The following is a 15,506-nucleotide window of genomic DNA, read 5'->3' on the forward strand; positions in this document are numbered from 1 at the left end:
GGCCCGGTCAGGGAATCCGAGCCACGATGTCGACCAGGCGGAGAGCTTCACGGCCGAGGTTCAGGTCGTTGGCGAGTTGTGTCGCTTCGGGTCGGCGCAGGCGGGCGGTTTGAAGTAGCGAGCTGTCGGAGAAGACGTCGCGACAAGGACCGTCCGCGACGACCCGCCGGTTGGCCATCACCACGACGCGGTCGAAGCTCTCGACCACGAAACGCATGTCGTGGGTGATGGTTACGACGCCGACACCCTCTCCGCGAAGCTGATCGATCACGCCGTTGAGGAGTGCGATGCCGCGGTGATCGAGCCCGGCCGTCGGTTCGTCGAGCACGATGAATCGGAGATCGGCGACGAGAATCGCCGCCATCGCGACGAACTTCTTGACCGCAAACGGAAGGTCGTTGGGGTTTTCGTCTAGAAATTCAGCAACCCCGGCCATGTCCGCAGCGCGATGCACCCGTTGCCCAGTGCGGTCGTCGTCCCACTTGAAGTAGTGCGGCATGTACTCCAACTCGTCCTTGACCGTGCTGGAGAAGATCTGGTCGTCGGGGTTCTGAAAGACGTAGCCGACGTCCTTGGCGATGGCCGCGGTGGAACGTCCAGCCGTCTCTTGACCATTGACCCGGACGACCCCGCTGGTAGGTTTGAGCAGTCCGTTCATCATCTTGGCCGTCGTGGTCTTGCCCGCACCGTTCTGACCAACGATCGCCAACCGCTCCCCATCGCCGACCCGTAGTGAGACAGACTCGATGGCGAGTGAGCCGTCCGGGTAGGCGAATGACACCTCGTTCAGCTCAATGGGCACCGATGGCTCCTTCTAGGCGGGCCTCGATGAGGGGCCGAGCCTCCCCGCGGGTTATCGGCAGGAAGTCAAGACCTCGGCCTACGGCCTGAAGCCGCAGTGCCAAATCGGTGACATCCGGTGGGGCAACGCCGGCTTGGAGCAGTTTCGGAGACGTCAGCACCTCGCGCGCGGCGCCCTCGAAGGCCACAGAGCCTTCGTGCATGACGACGAGGCGGTCGGCGTATTGGGCGAGCAAGTCGATCTTGTGCTCGACAAGCACGATGGACTTACCGTCGTCCTTGAGCTGGCTGATGATCTGCAACACCTCGTCCGAGGATTCGGGATCCAGTTGGGACGTGGGCTCGTCGATGACGAGCACGTCTGCGTCCATGGCGATGATCGATGCGAAGGCGACCTTTTGACGCTGCCCTCCGGACAACGAGTTTGGGTTCTTCTCGGCGATCGGCCAGAGCGCGAGCTCGTCGATGACACCCGCTACACGCTGAATGATCAGCTCACGCTCGGTGCCAAGGTTCTCCAAGCCAAGGGCGATCTCCTCGAAGACCGTCTCCTTGACGCCGCTGATCTGCGTGAACGGGTTCTCGAAGACGTAGCCGATCTTGACCGACAGTTCACCGGGATCCCAGTCGGCGAGGTCGCGGCCCAATATCTCGACCTGCCCCTCCAAGTCTCCCTTGTGGAAGTGCGGGATGATGCCGCGCAACAGACTGCATAGCGTGCTCTTTCCGCTGGCGTTGAGCCCCACGATGCCGGTGAGCTTGCCTTCCTCGATGTCGACCGAAACATTCTGGAGTGCGGGGGTTTCGGTGTACTCGTAGGTGAACGTGACGTCTCTGAGCCTGGCTAGGACCACGATGTCACCGCTCCCAGAACCGAGAGCACTGCCAGTGTCAGGCATGCCAGCGCCGCGATCCTTTGCCCGATCGACGCCGGCTTCATCTGAACGAGGTGCGTGTGCTTGTTGGACGCATTGAACGCGCGCGCATCCAGAGCCAGGGCGCGCTCCTCGGTCTCGCTGATCGCGGCAAGGAACACTGGCGCGACAATCGAGAAGAACGCCTTGACCTTTCGGGGCAGTGAGCCGCCCATTTCGATGCCCCGCGATTCCTGCGCTTCCGACACGATGCGAGAGTGCTCGCCGAGGCTGGTGATAGATTGGATCGACGCCAGCACGACGAACGTTGCCCGTGGGGTCAGGCCGGACGATTCGAGCGCCTGCATCATGTTCTTCATGGGCACGATCTTGAAGAGCAGGATCACCGCGCCAGAGATCACCACCACGACGAGCGCGAATCTTCCTGCACCGTCGATGCTTTCGCGACTGACCTTCAGCGCGCCGATCGTCAAGAGCACGTGCTCCCCCGGCAGCACCAGCGACCGCGCGACGAACAGGATCCCACCGACCACCAGACCCAGCCGAAGAAAGGCCAGCAGGAAGGACGTGCCAACGCCCGCCATATAGGCCAGCACCAGATAGGCAACGCACATCGCCGCCTTCCACCAGTAGCCGTCGCGGGAGGCTGCGACGACGGCCATGGACAGCACGACGACGAAGATCGTTCCTGGAGTGCAGTCCCGAATCCGATTGTGCAGCGTTTGAGGCTCTCGGAAGCGCTGACAGATGGCGTCCTTGTTGAGCGCCGTTCCGGACGCAGAGGCGATCGGGCGGCTCATCAGGCGCCGGCGGTCTCGGAGGCTGTCGCCGCCTTGGCCGCCTTCTTGGGCTTTTCGAGATAGACGTAACCCAGCGGCATCTTAGACATGAGTCGCTTGGAGATGCGCCCGATGATCAAGTACACCAAGATGACCGTCGGGATCTTGTCGATGACGTCCACCGGTACCGCCGCCAAGAACACCGCAACGTTCTTGGAAATGCCCGCCGCGATGAAGCTGGTGGTGATGAAATCGGTTCCTTGGCCGCCGAATCCGCCGTAGAGCGCCAAGGTGATGCATGCCCCGGCCCCACCACCGATGATCGAGAACGGAATTGCGCTCAGCAGCGCCTTCCAGAAGACACGGAACACGCCCAGCCTGGATAGGTAGCCGGCGAGCAGGCCGAACAGAATGCTGAGAAGTGTGTACGGGGCCGCGGTCGGCAGAGTGATCGCGTTGAGCAGGTTGGAGACCGCGCCGACGATTGCACCGGGCCAACAGCCGCACAATGCGCCGATGAGGATCGTGCCGACGCTGTCGAGGTAGGCAGGCAGCTTCAGCAGGATCGCGATCTGACCGCCCACGATGTTGATCGCGATGCCGATTGGGATCATGAAGATAGTGAGGCGTCCATACCCCTTGAGGAAGCGGACGAACCTCCCGTCATTTGCCACGCTGGATTCTCCTTCAGTAGAGGCGGATTCGGAGTAACTCGCCTGTGTGCGAACAGATTCGAGAACATTGCGTAGGCGCCGTCGCCCCTGCTGTTGCGCTGATGTGGCTCGCATTGAGCGGCTGCAATCAGGTGTTTCCGTGACACGGGTCGCGTGTCGAGCATTTGAGTGAGGTTAACAACGCTGCGTTGGCACCGCAATACTCTGGGCGAAATTAGTCAAAGGCTTGACGTAAAGCGCTTGACATTGACATGGTTGCACTGCCGGCCACGCGACCGTCGATTGCAAGTGCAGCAGTGTCCAGTCGTTAATCGCCACGGTCCTCGTCGAATCTCGTTACTCACCTACACCCGACCGACGCGAATGCCCGTGGCTGATAGGCAGCACTGACGAAAGGACAACATGTTTCCCACCGGCCCTCACCCCGAGCAGCATCGGCACCCCTTGGATCCGTTGTCCGCTAGCGAGATCGAAGCGGCAGCCAGACTGCTGCTCGGCCATCACGACGGACCCTTGCGCATCGCAACGGTGGACCTGTTGGAACCGGCCAAGGACGCCACCTCGGGTGACAAGGCAATCGAACGGCGCGCAATTCTCACCGCCCGCGATCCTGCCGCCCGCAAGACGTACAGCGGAACGGTTTCGCTGACCGATGGTGCGGTTCTGTCCTGGACGGAGCGCCCCGGGGAGCAGACCGCGCTCATCTACGAGGACTGCCTGCGCGCCGAGCAGGTCGTCCGGTCCAACCCGGAGTGGCTCGAAGCGCTTGGCAAGCGGGGGATCACCGATCCGGCGCTGACGTCGATCTCGCCATGGGGCATCACACCCGATGCCGAAGAAGATGTGATCTCCCCCGACGACCGGTTCGTCGACACCATCACGATGCTGCACCGCAACGAGGGTGACAACGAATACGCACGACCGGTCGAGGGCCTCATCGTTCGTGTCGACCTGGATCGGGAGCAGGTGGTGAAGGTCTTCGACTACGGCGTCGTGTCGATCCCCGAGCACGACGGCAACTACACCCCCGAACTCTTCCGTGCGCCGGGCAACGTACCCACCTTTCCTGACGGCGAACGCTCCGGCCTTGCAGCGATCGATACCGTCCAGCCCGACGGTGTGACCTTCCAGATCGACGGCCACCGGGTTACCTGGAGCAATTGGGAGTTCCGGGTCGGTTGGTCGACGCGGGAAGGGCTGGTGATCTACGACGTTCATTACAGCGACCGCGGTGAGCGCAGGCCGGTGGCCTACCGCGCTGCGGTGTCGGAAATGGTGGTGCCGTATGGCGATACCGCGCCCATGCACCGCCTGCGGAACGCCTTCGATGCCGGCGAGTGCGGGCTCGGCATGACCGCCAACAGTCTGTCGCTGGGTTGCGACTGTCCGGGTGGTACTCAATACCTGGATGCCGTGATCAACACCGAGACCGGTGAGGCACAGGTGATCGCGAACGCGATCTGCATGCACGAGGAGGATGACGGCATCGCCTGGAAACACACCGACGCCGCAGGCAGCCACGTGCGACGCGGTCGTAGGTTCATCGTCTCGTCGTTCACCACGATCGGAAACTACGACTATGGCTTCTACTGGTGTTTCAACATCGACGGCAGCATCCAGTTCGAAGTCAAACTGACGGGAATCATCGCCACCGGCGCCTACGACTCCTGTAACGAGCCGCGGTATGGGGTGCCCGTCGCCCCTGGGCTCTACGGACCCAATCATCAACACTTCTTCTGCGTACGCATCGACCCGATGGTCGACGGAGCCACCAACACCGTTTACGAGCACAACAGTGTGCTCGCCGAACACGACCCTGACAACGTGCGCGGCAACGCCTGGTACGTCGAATCCAGTGCGCTCAAGACCGAGCAGTCCGCACGCCGCCACGTCAGCTTCGACAAGCAGCGACTTTGGACCATCGCCAACGACAACGCACGAAACCGGCTTGGACAACCGACCGCGTACGGATTGGTCCCCGGCATGAACGCCAACCCGATGTTCACCGCCAACGCACCCGTGCGCCGCCGCGCCGGCTTCGTCGACTACCACCTGTGGGTCACAAGGTACGAGCCCAACGAGCTCTACGCCGCCGGCGAGTTCCCCCACCGCAGTTTCGGTATCGGCCAGGGACTTCCGCAGTTCGCGGCTCGCGACCGCGACGTAGTCGACGTGGATCTCGTCGTTTGGTACGTCTTCGGCGTCCACCACATCGTGCGGCCAGAAGACTGGCCGGTCATGCCCGTCGCCCACGCCGGATTCGATCTGCGGCCCATCGGCTTCTTCGACGGTAACCCAGCGCTCGACCTGCCTCGACCAACCGCGGTGAAGTCGTCGCATTGCCATGCGTCCGTAGATGATTGAGCACCGTTGACGATGTTCGGACGCCGATACCAGCCAATCACCCGGCCGCACCACGGCGCTGCGACGGCAGAGCCACCGTGGCTTCCGGTACCATCCGAAGCCCGCACCACTGACGTGAAACGCAGGACTTCATGACCGACGAGAAGGTACTCGACCCGCCGCGCAGGCCTGCGCGAGCCATAGACGTCGCGCGACGCGCTGGGGTGTCGACCGCCACCGTCTCGTTGATCGCCAACGGTAAGGCCGAGGGCAGGATCTCGCTGCAGCTGCAGGAACGCGTGCAGCAGGCGATCACCGACCTCGGCTACGTGGTGAATCGTTCCGCGAGCAGCCTCGTCACCGGTCGACGTAGCTGCTTGGCCCTGGTCACCCGTGACCTGACGAACCCCGTCATGTCGTTGATGGCCTCTGCCATTTCCGAAGTGCTGATCGGCAGGGACATCCAACTCATGCTGGCTGTGTCCGAACCCGAAGATGCCGAATCGGACATCGCGAAGGTCATCGGATTCGGCGTAGATGGCATCCTGCTGCATGCCCCCACTCCGGAGCAGGTCGCCCAGGTGCCCGCACACACCCCCGCCGTGCTTCTGGACTACCAGCCGCGTGCCAAGCGGGAATTCGCGCGAATCTCCTACAAGGCCTCAACTGGCGCCGCCGAGCTGGCCCGCCATCTCGTAGAACTAGGCCACCAACGAATGGTCTACGTCGACTTCGTTCGGAGGGTGTCGACATTCCAGCGGCGGCGACAGGCCTTGACATCCGAGTTCTCGCGGCTCGCGCACGAACCCGAGATCAAATTGACGAGAGCCAGCTCCTCCATCGAAGATACGAAAGCGCACGTCATGCAAGAGTGGTCGGCCTGGCGCGATAGCGGCATCAGTGTCATCGTCGCTGCCACCGACGTGCAGGCATACGGAGTTCTCGCAGCGCTCGCCGATCTCGGCGTTGCCGTCCCCGGCGAGGTATCGGTTGCCGCATTCGACAATCTGCCGTTCTCGTCGTTGATGACTCCGAGCCTCACGACTGTCGATCTGCCTGCCGCCACCCTTGGGCGAATGGGTGCCACGGTGCTGCTCGACCTCATCGAGCAACAGCCGGAGATCGCGCCGCCGACGATTCAAGTGCCCACCGAGCTCATCGTTCGAGCATCGACTGGCCCTGCGCGGCACACTTTCGGTAGTCCGTAACGCCTAGGGCCAACAGCGGCCCACAACGCATACCTCTTACGAGAACAGAATCACCCACGTCAAACGTATAACGGCAAACGTTTGATCAACCGAACGACGACCCGGGTACACCTACCCCACCGAAAGGACACCCATGCCCAACCATCTCCCCATCGCGGACCGGTACGAATCCGCTGTGTACCGCCGGGTGGGAAGGAGTGGTCTGCAGTTGCCGGCCATATCACTGGGTCTGTGGCAGAACTTCGGAGACGAGGCTCCGCTGGACACCCAGCGTTCAATCATATTGCGAGCCTTCGACTGTGGTGTCACCCACTTCGACCTGGCGAATAACTACGGACCGCCATACGGCAGTGCAGAGATCAACTTCGGCAGAATCCTCCAAGAAGATCTCAGTCAGCACCGCGACGAGATAGTCATCTCGACCAAGGCGGGCTACGACATGTGGCAAGGCCCGTACGGAGAATGGGGATCGCGAAAGCACTTGGTAGCCAGCCTCGATCAGTCGCTACGACGGATGGGCCTGGACTACGTCGACATCTTCTACTCTCACCGGTTCGACCCGAACACTCCTCTCGAGGAAACCATGGGGGCACTACATTCGGCCGTCACCTCCGGTAAGGCGCTCTACGCCGGCATCTCGAGCTACTCCGCGCAACGAACGAGAGAAGCGGCCGCCATCCTGCAGGACCTGGGAACGCCTCTGCTCATCCATCAACCTTCGTACTCGATGGTCAATCGATGGATCGAGAGCGAGCTGATCGACGAGGCAAAGACATTGGGCATCGGGCTGATCGCGTTCTCCCCGCTGGCCCAAGGTCTCCTCACGGACCGCTACCTGTCGGGCACCCCCAAGGGTTCACGCGGAGCACGGGAGGGGTCATTGCGCCCCGCGTTCCTCACAGAGGAGAACCTGGCGCGCGTTCGCAAGCTCAACATGATCGCCGAGCAGCGCGGGCAGTCACTGGCACAGCTTGCTCTCGCGTGGGCCCTGCGCGACACCACTGTCGCCTCGGTTCTCATCGGTGCATCCAGCACGGCGCAACTCGACGACAACTTGGCAGTCGTCGGGAACCTAGATCTGACGGCGAACGAACTCGCCCAGATCGACGAGCACGCAGTCGATCTCGGCGTCAATCTCTGGCACGACTCTAGCGAGAACTGAGGTCAACCATGCTCAACTCCGACCCTCGTCCCATCTTCCTCGACTGCGACACCGGGATCGACGACGCACTGGCCCTGGCGTACCTGCTGGCCTCATCCGCGGTCGACCTGGTTGGCGTCGGCACAGTCAGCGGCAACACCAGCGCCGCCCAGGCGGGACAGAACACACTCGACCTCCTTGCCGTGGCCGGGCGCCTCGACGTGCCGGTCGCGATCGGCGGGCACGACTGGCTCACCCAGCCCTTCGATGGTGGCTCGCCATCGGTGCACGGACACAACGGAATCGGCGACGTCGAACTCCCCCGGGCTCCCCACGGCCCCGCCAACGTGGACGCCGCCGAGCTGCTCATCCAACTATCGGACGAGTACCACGGCACGTTGCATGTGCTGGCCATTGGGCCATTGACGAACCTTGCGCACGCGCTCGATCGGCAACCGGGCCTGCCATCGCGCGTCGCCTCGGTCACCGTAATGGGTGGCGCCGCACTCGTTCCCGGCAACGTCACTCCCGTTGCCGAAGCGAACATCTGGCACGACCCCGACGCGGCACAGCGGGTCATCTCCGCCGACTGGGACGTCAATCTCGTCCCGTTGGACGTCACGATGGAGAACACCTTCCACGACGAGCATCAACGACTGCTTAGCGACTCCGACAATCCCCTGGCCGGCCACGTTGGCGAGATGCTCGACTACTACTTCGGGTTCTACCAGTCCGTATACGGTCGGCGGTGCTGCGCGCTTCATGATCCGCTCGCAGCGGCGATCGCCGCGGGCAACATCAACCCAACCGTGGCCCCCGCAGTGCCGATCGAAGTCGACACGACGCACGGACCGGGGCGTGGACAGACGATCTGCGATATGCGGGGACAGCGGCGGGGCGACGGCGACCACCTGGGTGTGCGCACCCGCATCACCCTCGCGACCGACGCCGGAGTTGCGCCACATCTCATCGAGACGCTGACCGGCCCGCGGCAAACCCGTCAACCGCTCTAGCGACTGCCGAGGTAGGCATCGATCTCCGCCGCCAACGCTGCACGCCCAGGGCCATCCAAGAACGATGCCTCCACCGCGTTGCGCGCCAGCTGGGCGATTCCAGCTTCGTCGAGACTCAAGAGTTCAGCAGCGATCTCGTACTCGCGGTTGAGCGTGGTGCCGAACATCGGTGGGTCGTCGGAGTTGATCGTCACCATGGCGCCCGCAGCCCACATGTCGACGATCGGATGCACGTCGAGCGATGCGACCGCTCGGGTGGCGATGTTCGACGACGGGCACACCTCGAGTGCGATTCCGTGCTCCTTGAGATGCGCCATCAGCGTGGGATCTTGGGTCGACGACGTACCGTGTCCAATGCGTTCGGCGCCAAGGTCGCGGAGGGCGTCCCAAATAGTCTCCGGGCCGGTGGTCTCGCCTGCGTGAGGAACGCTGTGCAGACCCGCGGCAACCGCCTTCTGGAAATGCGGTTTGAACTGCGGCCTCCCGACCCCTACCTCGGGGCCGCCAAGTCCGAAGCCGACCAGGGCCGGCGGCCCGTGCCGTAGCGCGGCGTCGAGGGTGACATCGGCTGCGGGGAGTCCGAATTCACCGGGTATGTCGAAGATCCACCGCATGACCACACCGAGTTCTCGCTCGGCTTCGACGCGCGCCGCCTCGATCGCCTCGACATATGCCTCGATCGGCACTCCCGCTTCGATAGACGTGTACGGCGTGCACGTCAGTTCGACGTACCTGACGTTCTGGGCGGCCAGTTCGGAGGCGACCTCATAGGTGAGGAGCCGGATGTCTTCCGGATCGCGGATGAGGGCGACCACCGCTTCATAGACGTCGGTGAAGTGGTCGAAGTCCCGAAACTTGAAGAAGTCTTTGAGTTCGTCGAGGTCCGAAGGCACCGTGCCGGGGTGTCGGGTCGCCAACTCGGAGACGATGCGTGGCGATGCGGAGCCGACATGGTGTACGTGCAGTTCCGCCTTGGGAAGCCCGGCGATGAAGGCGGAGTGTGGTGACGTTCCGGCGTTCGACATGCCCCTGATAGAACCGCGTTACACGCTTTACGTCAAGGGTTTGACGGAATCGCTCGCTCCCATTCCCGGACACCCCCACCCCGGTACTGCGTCCCCCAGCTGGTTCCACATTGCGAACTGACTAAAGTTGCACTCAGGGACCGCCGGAGCAGGGAGATGTCACGTGGAGTACCTACCGCTCGCGCAGGCGGGCCAGACCCCGTTACGCGTCATGACCATCGCCGGCAGTGATTCCGGCGGTGGGGCAGGCATCCAGGCCGATCTGCGCACCTTCGCGATGCTCGGGCTGCACGGCCTGGTCACCGTCGCCGCGGTGACGGTGCAGAACTCAGTGGGCGTGAAGGGTTTTCACGAGATCCCACTGGACATCATCGCCGGCCAGCTCGAGTCGGTCGCCGGCGATATCGGCATCGAGGCCGCCAAGACCGGCATGCTGGCCTCCGCGGAGATCATCGGTGTGGTCGCCGACACCTGGCGCGGCCTGGACATCGAGGCGCCCCTGGTGGTCGACCCGGTGTGCGCGTCCATGCACGGCGACCCGCTGCTGCATCCGTCGGCACTGGATTCGGTTCGCACCCAACTGTTTCCGATCGCCACCCTGGTGACACCGAACCTCGACGAGGTCCGGCTGATCACCGGGATCGACGTGATCGACGCCGCCACCCAGCGCGACGCCGTCAAGGCTCTGCACGCACTGGGGCCGAAGTGGGCTCTGGTCAAGGGTGGCCACCTGCGATCCTCCGCACACAGCCCCGACCTGCTCTATAACGGCACCGACTTCTACGAATTCGATGCCGAACGCATCGACACCGGCCACGACCACGGCGCCGGTGACACCCTGGCCGCGGCCACCACCTGCGCGCTGGCGCACGGTTACACCGTCCCCGACGCAGTGGCCTTCGCCAAACGTTGGGTCACCGAGTGCCTGCGCGCCGCATACCCGTTGGGTCGGGGCCATGGCCCGGTGAACGCCCTGTTCAGGCTCGCCCATGAGTCTTGACGAACTGGCCGGGGTGGCGCACGAACCCGAGGTGGGCCCGACGGGCCCAAAAGGCGTGGTGCTGCTCACCCATGGCGCGGGCGGTAGCCGGGACTCCCCGCTGCTGATCCGGATCTGCGAACAGTGGGCACGCAACGGCTTCCTCGCGGTCCGGTACAACCTGCCTTACCGGCGGCGCCGCCCCAAAGGGCCGCCGTCGGGTTCCGCGAAGGCCGATCAGGAAGGCATCGCCGAGGCGATCGGATGGGCGCGCGCACTGGGCCACGGCCCGGTGCTCGCCGGTGGTCACTCCTATGGCGGACGGATGACATCGATGGTCGCGGCCGGAAACGACGGCCCGGATGTGCTGACGTTGTTCTCCTATCCCCTGCACCCACCGGGTAAGCCGGAACGAGCCCGCACCGAGCACCTGCCGCAGATCGGCGTGCCGACGGTGTTCACCCACGGCACCGCCGATCCGTTCGGCAGAATCGACGAGATCACCGCCGCCGCGGCCCTGATCACCGGTCCCACCACGGTCGTGGAGATCACCGGAGCCCGGCACGATCTGGGCTCCAAGACCCTGGACGTTCCCGCGCTCGCGGTGTCGGCGGCGGTTATCGTCATCCCATGACGCAGCCGCCCTACGGGCCGCCCTGGGGCGAGCGAAGCGACGGGGGACATACACCGCCGGCTTATGGGGCGCCACCGCCACCCCCGCAGCCGTATTCGTACGGCTACCCGTACCAGGCGCCACCACCGCCGCCGCGCAAGACCCGGTGGGGTTTGATCATCGGGCTCATCGCGGGCGGGTTCGCACTGCTGGCCGTCGTGGGGGTGGTCGGGATCGTACTGTTGATGAAGAACTCCGATGTGGTCGACGCCGCCGAGATCGCAGTGGGTGACTGCCTGACCGATATCCCCTCGGATTCGAGCCTGGTGTCAGCGGTGAAAACCGTCGAGTGCAGCCGGCCGCACAAGGGCGAGGTGTTCGCCGTCATCACCGTGGCGGGCGACGACTTCCCCGGCCAATCGAAGATCGTCGGCTACCAGGACAAGTGCCAGCCCGCGCTGGCGGCGTATTCGTCGGCGGCCCTGGCGGATTCCGAGGTCGGCATGTTCGTCCTGTACCCGACCGAGGCATCGTGGAAGCGCGGGGACCGCGCCGTCACCTGCATCGCGACCACCGACACACCGAGGACCGGATCGATCAAAGGATGACCTACGGTACCGTCGGTTCCGTGTCAGAGAAGAAGAAGTCCCCGGCCGTCGTCCTCACCGGATTGGCCCTGGCGGGCGCCGGTGTCACGCATTTCATCGCACCGAAGGTGTTCGATTCGGCCACCCGGCCCGCGTTCCCGCGCGACACCGAACGCCACATCAAGATAAACGGCAGCATCGAGACCGCGATCGGCGTCGGCCTGCTGGTCCCCAAAACCCGCAAGCTGGCCAAGCTCGGCTCGCTGGGGTACATCGGCTATCTGGCCGCCAACGCGATTCGCAACCGGTAGCTGCCGGATGCTGGCCGGTGTCGCTGTCGCGGGGCTGGCCTGCGTCAGCTACGGCACGGCCTCGGTGCTGCAGGCGTATGGCGCACGCAGTACCCGGGACCCATCGCAGACCGGCGGGCCGACGCTGCGCTCGACGATCCGCGCGGCATTGGCCCCGATGTTCCTCGCGGGCATGGTGCTCGACGCGCTCGGTTTCGTCGGCAGCCTGGTCTCGGCCAGGTTGGTACCGCTGTTTCTGTCCCAGACCATCATCAGCGCCAACCTGGTGGTGACCGCGGTCATGGGCATCTTCGTGCTCAATGTGCGTCTGCAGCGCAGGGATTGGCTGGCCATCGGAACCGTGGTGGCGGCGCTGCTGGTGCTCGGGTTCGGCGCCGGTGGTACCGGCAGCAGTGCGGGCCCGCCCGGTCTGCATTGGGTACTGCTGATCGCTGCCGTGGTCATCCTCGGCTGCGGGGCCGCGCTCATCCGGTTCCTCGGCGCCCGTGCCGCGATCCCGGCCGGCCTGGTCGCCGGCATCCTGTTCGGCACGATGTCGGTGGCGGTGCGGGTCGCCGACGGTGTCGAACCACTGCAGCCGGGCGTGCTGCTTGCCGATCCGGCGGCGTGGACCGTCGCCATCGCCGGGGTGGGTGGCTTCTATTTGTTCACCGTCGCTTTGCAATTGGGGTCGGTCAACGGCGCCGCGGCCGCACTGGTGGTCGGCGAGACGGTGATACCGGGCATCATCGGCGTCGTACTGCTCGGCGACACCGCCCGGCCCGGGTTCGACTGGCTGGTCGTGCTCGCATTCTGCACTGCCGTGGCGGGCGCGGTGGCGGTGGCGATGTTCGGAACGGTCGACGGTTAGCCGCTAACATCCCGCAGATGAGCACACTGCGCTGGAAGTATGTCGAGGCCCCCGGTGACGGCAACTTCGTCGTCGGGCCGGGCGAGCGGCTGAGCTGGCCGCGAACCATCGGCATCGGCGCCCAGCACGTGGTGGCCATGTTCGGTGCCACCTTCCTGGTGCCGGTGCTCACCGGGTTCCCGCCGGCCACCACCCTGCTGTTCTCGGGTGTGGGGACCATCGCATTCCTGCTCATCACCGGCAACCGGTTACCCAGCTATCTGGGTTCCAGCTTCTCGGTGATCGCCCCGGTCACCGCGGCCGTCGCCTCCCACGGGACAGGCAGTGCGCTGGGCGGTTTGGTGGCGGTAGGTCTGTTGCTCATCCTGATCGGCGGGATCGTGCACGTGGTCGGCACGCACTGGCTCGACGTGTCCCTGCCCCCGGTGGTGACGGGCGCGATCGTGGCGCTCATCGGCTTCAACCTGGCGCCGGCGGCAAAGAACAACTTCGACAAGGGCCCGCTGGTCGGCATCGTGACGCTGGTGCTGCTCGTCGGTGTGCTCGCGTTCTTCAAGGGGATGATCGGCAGGCTGGCGATCTTCCTTGCCGTGGTGATCGGCTATCTGCTGGCGCTGGCCCTCGGCGAGGTGGATACCGCGGCCATCGCGGCCGCACCCTGGATCGGGCTTCCGCAATTCCAGACGCCGTCGTTCGACCTGTCCGTGTTGCCGCTGTTCCTGCCTGCGGTGATCGCGCTGGTCGCCGAGAACATCGGGCACGTCAAATCCGTCGGCCAGATGACCGGCACCGATCTGAATCCGGTGCTGGGCCGGGCGCTGGCCGCCGACGGCGTGGCCACCGTGCTGGCCGGTGCCGGCGGCGGTTCGGCCACCACCACCTATGCCGAGAACATCGGCGTGATGGCGGCGACCCGGATCTACTCGACCGCGGCGTACTGGGTGGCCGCCGCGGTGGCCATCGTCCTGTCGTTGTGCCCCAAGGTCGGCGCGACCATCTCGGCGGTCCCGCCCGGTGTGCTCGGCGGCGCGACGATCGTGCTGTACGGGCTCGTCGGGGTGCTGGGCATCCGCATCTGGCTGACCAACCATGTGGACTTCTCGCTACCGGTCAACCAGATGACCGCGGCGATCCCGTTGATCATCGGCATCGCCGACTTCACCTGGCAGATCGGCTCTTTGACATTCACCGGGATCGCGCTCGGGGCTATCGCGGCGCTGGTGGTGTACCACGGGATGCGGCTACTCGGCGCGCCCAGCCACCTTGAGCCTATTCACCAAGGGCGTTGACGACGCGGGAGAACATCCCGGGCAGCGCCGCCGATGCCGGTGTGATGGTGGCGCGCACCGGACGAAACCTGCTGGCGTGCAACAGCCCCGCCGTCAAGAACCGATAGCGCCGGGTCAGGGCGCGCCAACGCCGGTCGTAGTCGGCTGTGCGCCCGGTGACGACGCAATCGACCAGGAGTTCGGCCGCGCCGAAGGCCAGTCCCATTCCCTCCCCGGTCAGTGCGTCCACGTACCCCGCGGCGTCGCCGACCAACAGCACCCGCCCCGCGGTCCGGTCGCGCACCTTCTGCCGCAGCGGTCCAGCCGCCCTGTCCTGACCGTGCGGCAGGCCGTCGAGCCGGTCCGTCAGTGCCGGAAACTGTTTCAAGTGCTCGGCGAAGCCGCCGCGGGTCGACTTCAGAATCGCGACGCCCACGCAGTCCGCACTGATCGGCGTCACATATGCCTCGGTGTCGCGGGACCAGTACACCTCCACACAATCGGACCAGGGTGCCACCTGCACATGCCGCCGAATCCCCCACCTGCGGGGCGTATTCGGCGACCACCGCCGTCCGTCCGCCACCGACAGGCCGAGGCCCTGCCGGATCGGCGAGTGCAGGCCGTCGGCGGCGGCCAGGTACCGGGCCCGGAATCCGGCCGCCGACACCGATTCCGCATCCTGGGTGACTTCACCGACTTCGGCATGCACGACTCGCACGCCTGCCGCGGCCACCGCCTCGGACAGCGCGGCGTGCAGAACGGTGCGCCGGACGCCACGTCCGGCGCCGTGGGTGAACCGCGCCTCGGCGGTGTGTTTGCCGTCCAGGTAACGGATTCCGTGGAAGCTCTGCCCGTCGGGATCGACGCCGATCCGCCGCAGATGGCCGAGGGAATGCGGCATCAGGCCTTCGCCGCACGCCTTGTCGATCGGGCCGCGGCGGTGTTCGACGACGACGACCTGCAGCCCGGCGCGAGCCGCGTGCGCCGCGGTGGCCAGCCCGGCCGGGCCGCCCCCGGCGACGAGCAGGTCGATCACGAC

The 15,506-nt window shown here is 65.1% G+C and carries 16 protein-coding genes; 10 read left to right on the forward strand and 6 right to left on the reverse strand.

Annotation, left to right across the window (positions count from 1 at the left end; translation table 11 throughout):
* Nucleotides 1-7 precede the first annotated feature (7 nt).
* Genes ACXPWS_RS27035 through ACXPWS_RS27050 form a run of 4 tightly spaced genes read right to left on the reverse strand, consistent with a single transcriptional unit; the run spans nucleotide 8 to nucleotide 3,069 of the window.
* On the reverse strand, nucleotides 8-802 hold the full coding sequence (locus ACXPWS_RS27035; RefSeq protein WP_458709597.1) for an energy-coupling factor ABC transporter ATP-binding protein: 795 nt from the start codon (nucleotides 800-802) through the stop codon (nucleotides 8-10).
* Entirely contained in the window at nucleotides 792-1,700 is a 909-nt protein-coding gene (locus ACXPWS_RS27040) for an energy-coupling factor ABC transporter ATP-binding protein (protein WP_458709598.1), read from the reverse strand. Before ACXPWS_RS27040 ends, ACXPWS_RS27035 begins: the two co-directional genes overlap by 11 nt.
* Nucleotides 1,646-2,476: an energy-coupling factor transporter transmembrane component T gene (locus ACXPWS_RS27045; RefSeq protein WP_458709599.1), complete on the reverse strand. Its 831-nt coding sequence runs from the start codon at nucleotides 2,474-2,476 to the stop codon at nucleotides 1,646-1,648. The genes ACXPWS_RS27040 and ACXPWS_RS27045 overlap by 55 nt, the downstream gene beginning before the upstream one ends.
* Nucleotides 2,476-3,069: a hypothetical protein gene (locus tag ACXPWS_RS27050; RefSeq protein WP_458709600.1), complete on the reverse strand. Its 594-nt coding sequence runs from the start codon at nucleotides 3,067-3,069 to the stop codon at nucleotides 2,476-2,478. Before ACXPWS_RS27050 ends, ACXPWS_RS27045 begins: the two co-directional genes overlap by 1 nt.
* A gap of 462 nt (nucleotides 3,070-3,531) precedes the next feature.
* On the opposite strand from ACXPWS_RS27050, the gene ACXPWS_RS27055 reads away from it, so the two are divergent.
* The 4 genes from ACXPWS_RS27055 to ACXPWS_RS27070 all read left to right on the forward strand — a co-directional run bounded on the left by ACXPWS_RS27055 (nucleotide 3,532) and on the right by ACXPWS_RS27070 (nucleotide 8,834).
* Complete coding sequence (locus ACXPWS_RS27055) at nucleotides 3,532-5,493, forward strand: primary-amine oxidase (RefSeq protein WP_458709601.1); 1,962 nt, start codon at nucleotides 3,532-3,534, stop codon at nucleotides 5,491-5,493.
* A gap of 131 nt (nucleotides 5,494-5,624) precedes the next feature.
* Nucleotides 5,625-6,680 (forward strand): LacI family DNA-binding transcriptional regulator, encoded by a 1,056-nt coding sequence (locus ACXPWS_RS27060; RefSeq protein ID WP_458709602.1) that lies wholly within the window; start codon nucleotides 5,625-5,627, stop codon nucleotides 6,678-6,680.
* Between the two features lie 133 nt (nucleotides 6,681-6,813).
* The gene (gene mgrA, locus ACXPWS_RS27065; protein WP_458709603.1) at nucleotides 6,814-7,842 is read left to right on the forward strand and encodes an L-glyceraldehyde 3-phosphate reductase; all 1,029 of its coding nucleotides are present in this window, start codon (nucleotides 6,814-6,816) and stop codon (nucleotides 7,840-7,842) included.
* A gap of 8 nt (nucleotides 7,843-7,850) precedes the next feature.
* Nucleotides 7,851-8,834 carry a nucleoside hydrolase gene (locus ACXPWS_RS27070; RefSeq protein ID WP_458709604.1) on the forward strand — a complete coding sequence of 328 codons (984 nt, stop codon included), beginning with the start codon at nucleotides 7,851-7,853 and terminating at the stop codon, nucleotides 8,832-8,834.
* On the opposite strand, the gene ACXPWS_RS27075 is transcribed toward ACXPWS_RS27070, so the two are convergent.
* Complete coding sequence (locus ACXPWS_RS27075) at nucleotides 8,831-9,859, reverse strand: adenosine deaminase (protein WP_458709605.1); 1,029 nt, start codon at nucleotides 9,857-9,859, stop codon at nucleotides 8,831-8,833. The genes ACXPWS_RS27070 and ACXPWS_RS27075 overlap by 4 nt on opposite strands.
* A gap of 163 nt (nucleotides 9,860-10,022) precedes the next feature.
* On the opposite strand from ACXPWS_RS27075, the gene thiD reads away from it, so the two are divergent.
* Genes thiD through ACXPWS_RS27105 form a run of 6 tightly spaced genes read left to right on the forward strand, consistent with a single transcriptional unit; the run spans nucleotide 10,023 to nucleotide 14,488 of the window.
* Complete coding sequence (thiD, locus tag ACXPWS_RS27080; protein ID WP_458709606.1) at nucleotides 10,023-10,859, forward strand: bifunctional hydroxymethylpyrimidine kinase/phosphomethylpyrimidine kinase; 837 nt, start codon at nucleotides 10,023-10,025, stop codon at nucleotides 10,857-10,859.
* Nucleotides 10,849-11,472 carry an alpha/beta hydrolase family protein gene (locus tag ACXPWS_RS27085; protein WP_458709607.1) on the forward strand — a complete coding sequence of 208 codons (624 nt, stop codon included), beginning with the start codon at nucleotides 10,849-10,851 and terminating at the stop codon, nucleotides 11,470-11,472. The genes thiD and ACXPWS_RS27085 overlap by 11 nt, the downstream gene beginning before the upstream one ends.
* Nucleotides 11,469-12,059 carry a septum formation family protein gene (locus ACXPWS_RS27090; protein WP_458709608.1) on the forward strand — a complete coding sequence of 197 codons (591 nt, stop codon included), beginning with the start codon at nucleotides 11,469-11,471 and terminating at the stop codon, nucleotides 12,057-12,059. The genes ACXPWS_RS27085 and ACXPWS_RS27090 overlap by 4 nt, the downstream gene beginning before the upstream one ends.
* A 20-nt stretch (nucleotides 12,060-12,079) precedes the next feature.
* Nucleotides 12,080-12,349, forward strand: a complete 270-nt coding sequence (locus ACXPWS_RS27095) for a hypothetical protein (RefSeq protein WP_458709609.1) — start codon at nucleotides 12,080-12,082, stop codon at nucleotides 12,347-12,349.
* A 7-nt stretch (nucleotides 12,350-12,356) separates the two neighbouring features.
* The gene (locus ACXPWS_RS27100) at nucleotides 12,357-13,199 is read left to right on the forward strand and encodes a hypothetical protein (RefSeq protein WP_458709610.1); all 843 of its coding nucleotides are present in this window, start codon (nucleotides 12,357-12,359) and stop codon (nucleotides 13,197-13,199) included.
* A gap of 17 nt (nucleotides 13,200-13,216) precedes the next feature.
* Nucleotides 13,217-14,488 (forward strand): uracil-xanthine permease family protein, encoded by a 1,272-nt coding sequence (locus ACXPWS_RS27105; protein WP_458709611.1) that lies wholly within the window; start codon nucleotides 13,217-13,219, stop codon nucleotides 14,486-14,488.
* Here the strand turns inward: ACXPWS_RS27105 and ACXPWS_RS27110 are convergent.
* On the reverse strand, nucleotides 14,469-15,503 hold the full coding sequence (locus ACXPWS_RS27110; RefSeq protein ID WP_458709612.1) for an NAD(P)/FAD-dependent oxidoreductase: 1,035 nt from the start codon (nucleotides 15,501-15,503) through the stop codon (nucleotides 14,469-14,471). The two genes, ACXPWS_RS27105 and ACXPWS_RS27110, sit on opposite strands and share 20 nt — an antisense overlap.
* Nucleotides 15,504-15,506: the final 3 nt, after the last annotated feature.

Source organism: Mycobacterium sp. BMJ-28, from assembly GCF_054404835.1.

Coding starts and splice junctions, on each gene's coding strand:
- ACXPWS_RS27040 (WP_458709598.1), bottom strand. CDS start 1,700: ATGCCTGACACTGGCAGTGCTCTCGGTTCTGGGAGCGGTGACATCGTG.
- ACXPWS_RS27045 (WP_458709599.1), bottom strand. CDS start 2,476: ATGAGCCGCCCGATCGCCTCTGCGTCCGGAACGGCGCTCAACAAGGAC.
- ACXPWS_RS27050 (WP_458709600.1), bottom strand. CDS start 3,069: ATGATCCCAATCGGCATCGCGATCAACATCGTGGGCGGTCAGATCGCG.
- ACXPWS_RS27055 (WP_458709601.1), top strand. CDS start 3,532: ATGTTTCCCACCGGCCCTCACCCCGAGCAGCATCGGCACCCCTTGGAT.
- ACXPWS_RS27060 (WP_458709602.1), top strand. CDS start 5,625: ATGACCGACGAGAAGGTACTCGACCCGCCGCGCAGGCCTGCGCGAGCC.
- mgrA (WP_458709603.1), top strand. CDS start 6,814: ATGCCCAACCATCTCCCCATCGCGGACCGGTACGAATCCGCTGTGTAC.
- ACXPWS_RS27070 (WP_458709604.1), top strand. CDS start 7,851: ATGCTCAACTCCGACCCTCGTCCCATCTTCCTCGACTGCGACACCGGG.
- ACXPWS_RS27075 (WP_458709605.1), bottom strand. CDS start 9,859: ATGTCGAACGCCGGAACGTCACCACACTCCGCCTTCATCGCCGGGCTT.
- ACXPWS_RS27085 (WP_458709607.1), top strand. CDS start 10,849: ATGAGTCTTGACGAACTGGCCGGGGTGGCGCACGAACCCGAGGTGGGC.
- ACXPWS_RS27090 (WP_458709608.1), top strand. CDS start 11,469: ATGACGCAGCCGCCCTACGGGCCGCCCTGGGGCGAGCGAAGCGACGGG.
- ACXPWS_RS27100 (WP_458709610.1), top strand. CDS start 12,357: ATGCTGGCCGGTGTCGCTGTCGCGGGGCTGGCCTGCGTCAGCTACGGC.
- ACXPWS_RS27105 (WP_458709611.1), top strand. CDS start 13,217: ATGAGCACACTGCGCTGGAAGTATGTCGAGGCCCCCGGTGACGGCAAC.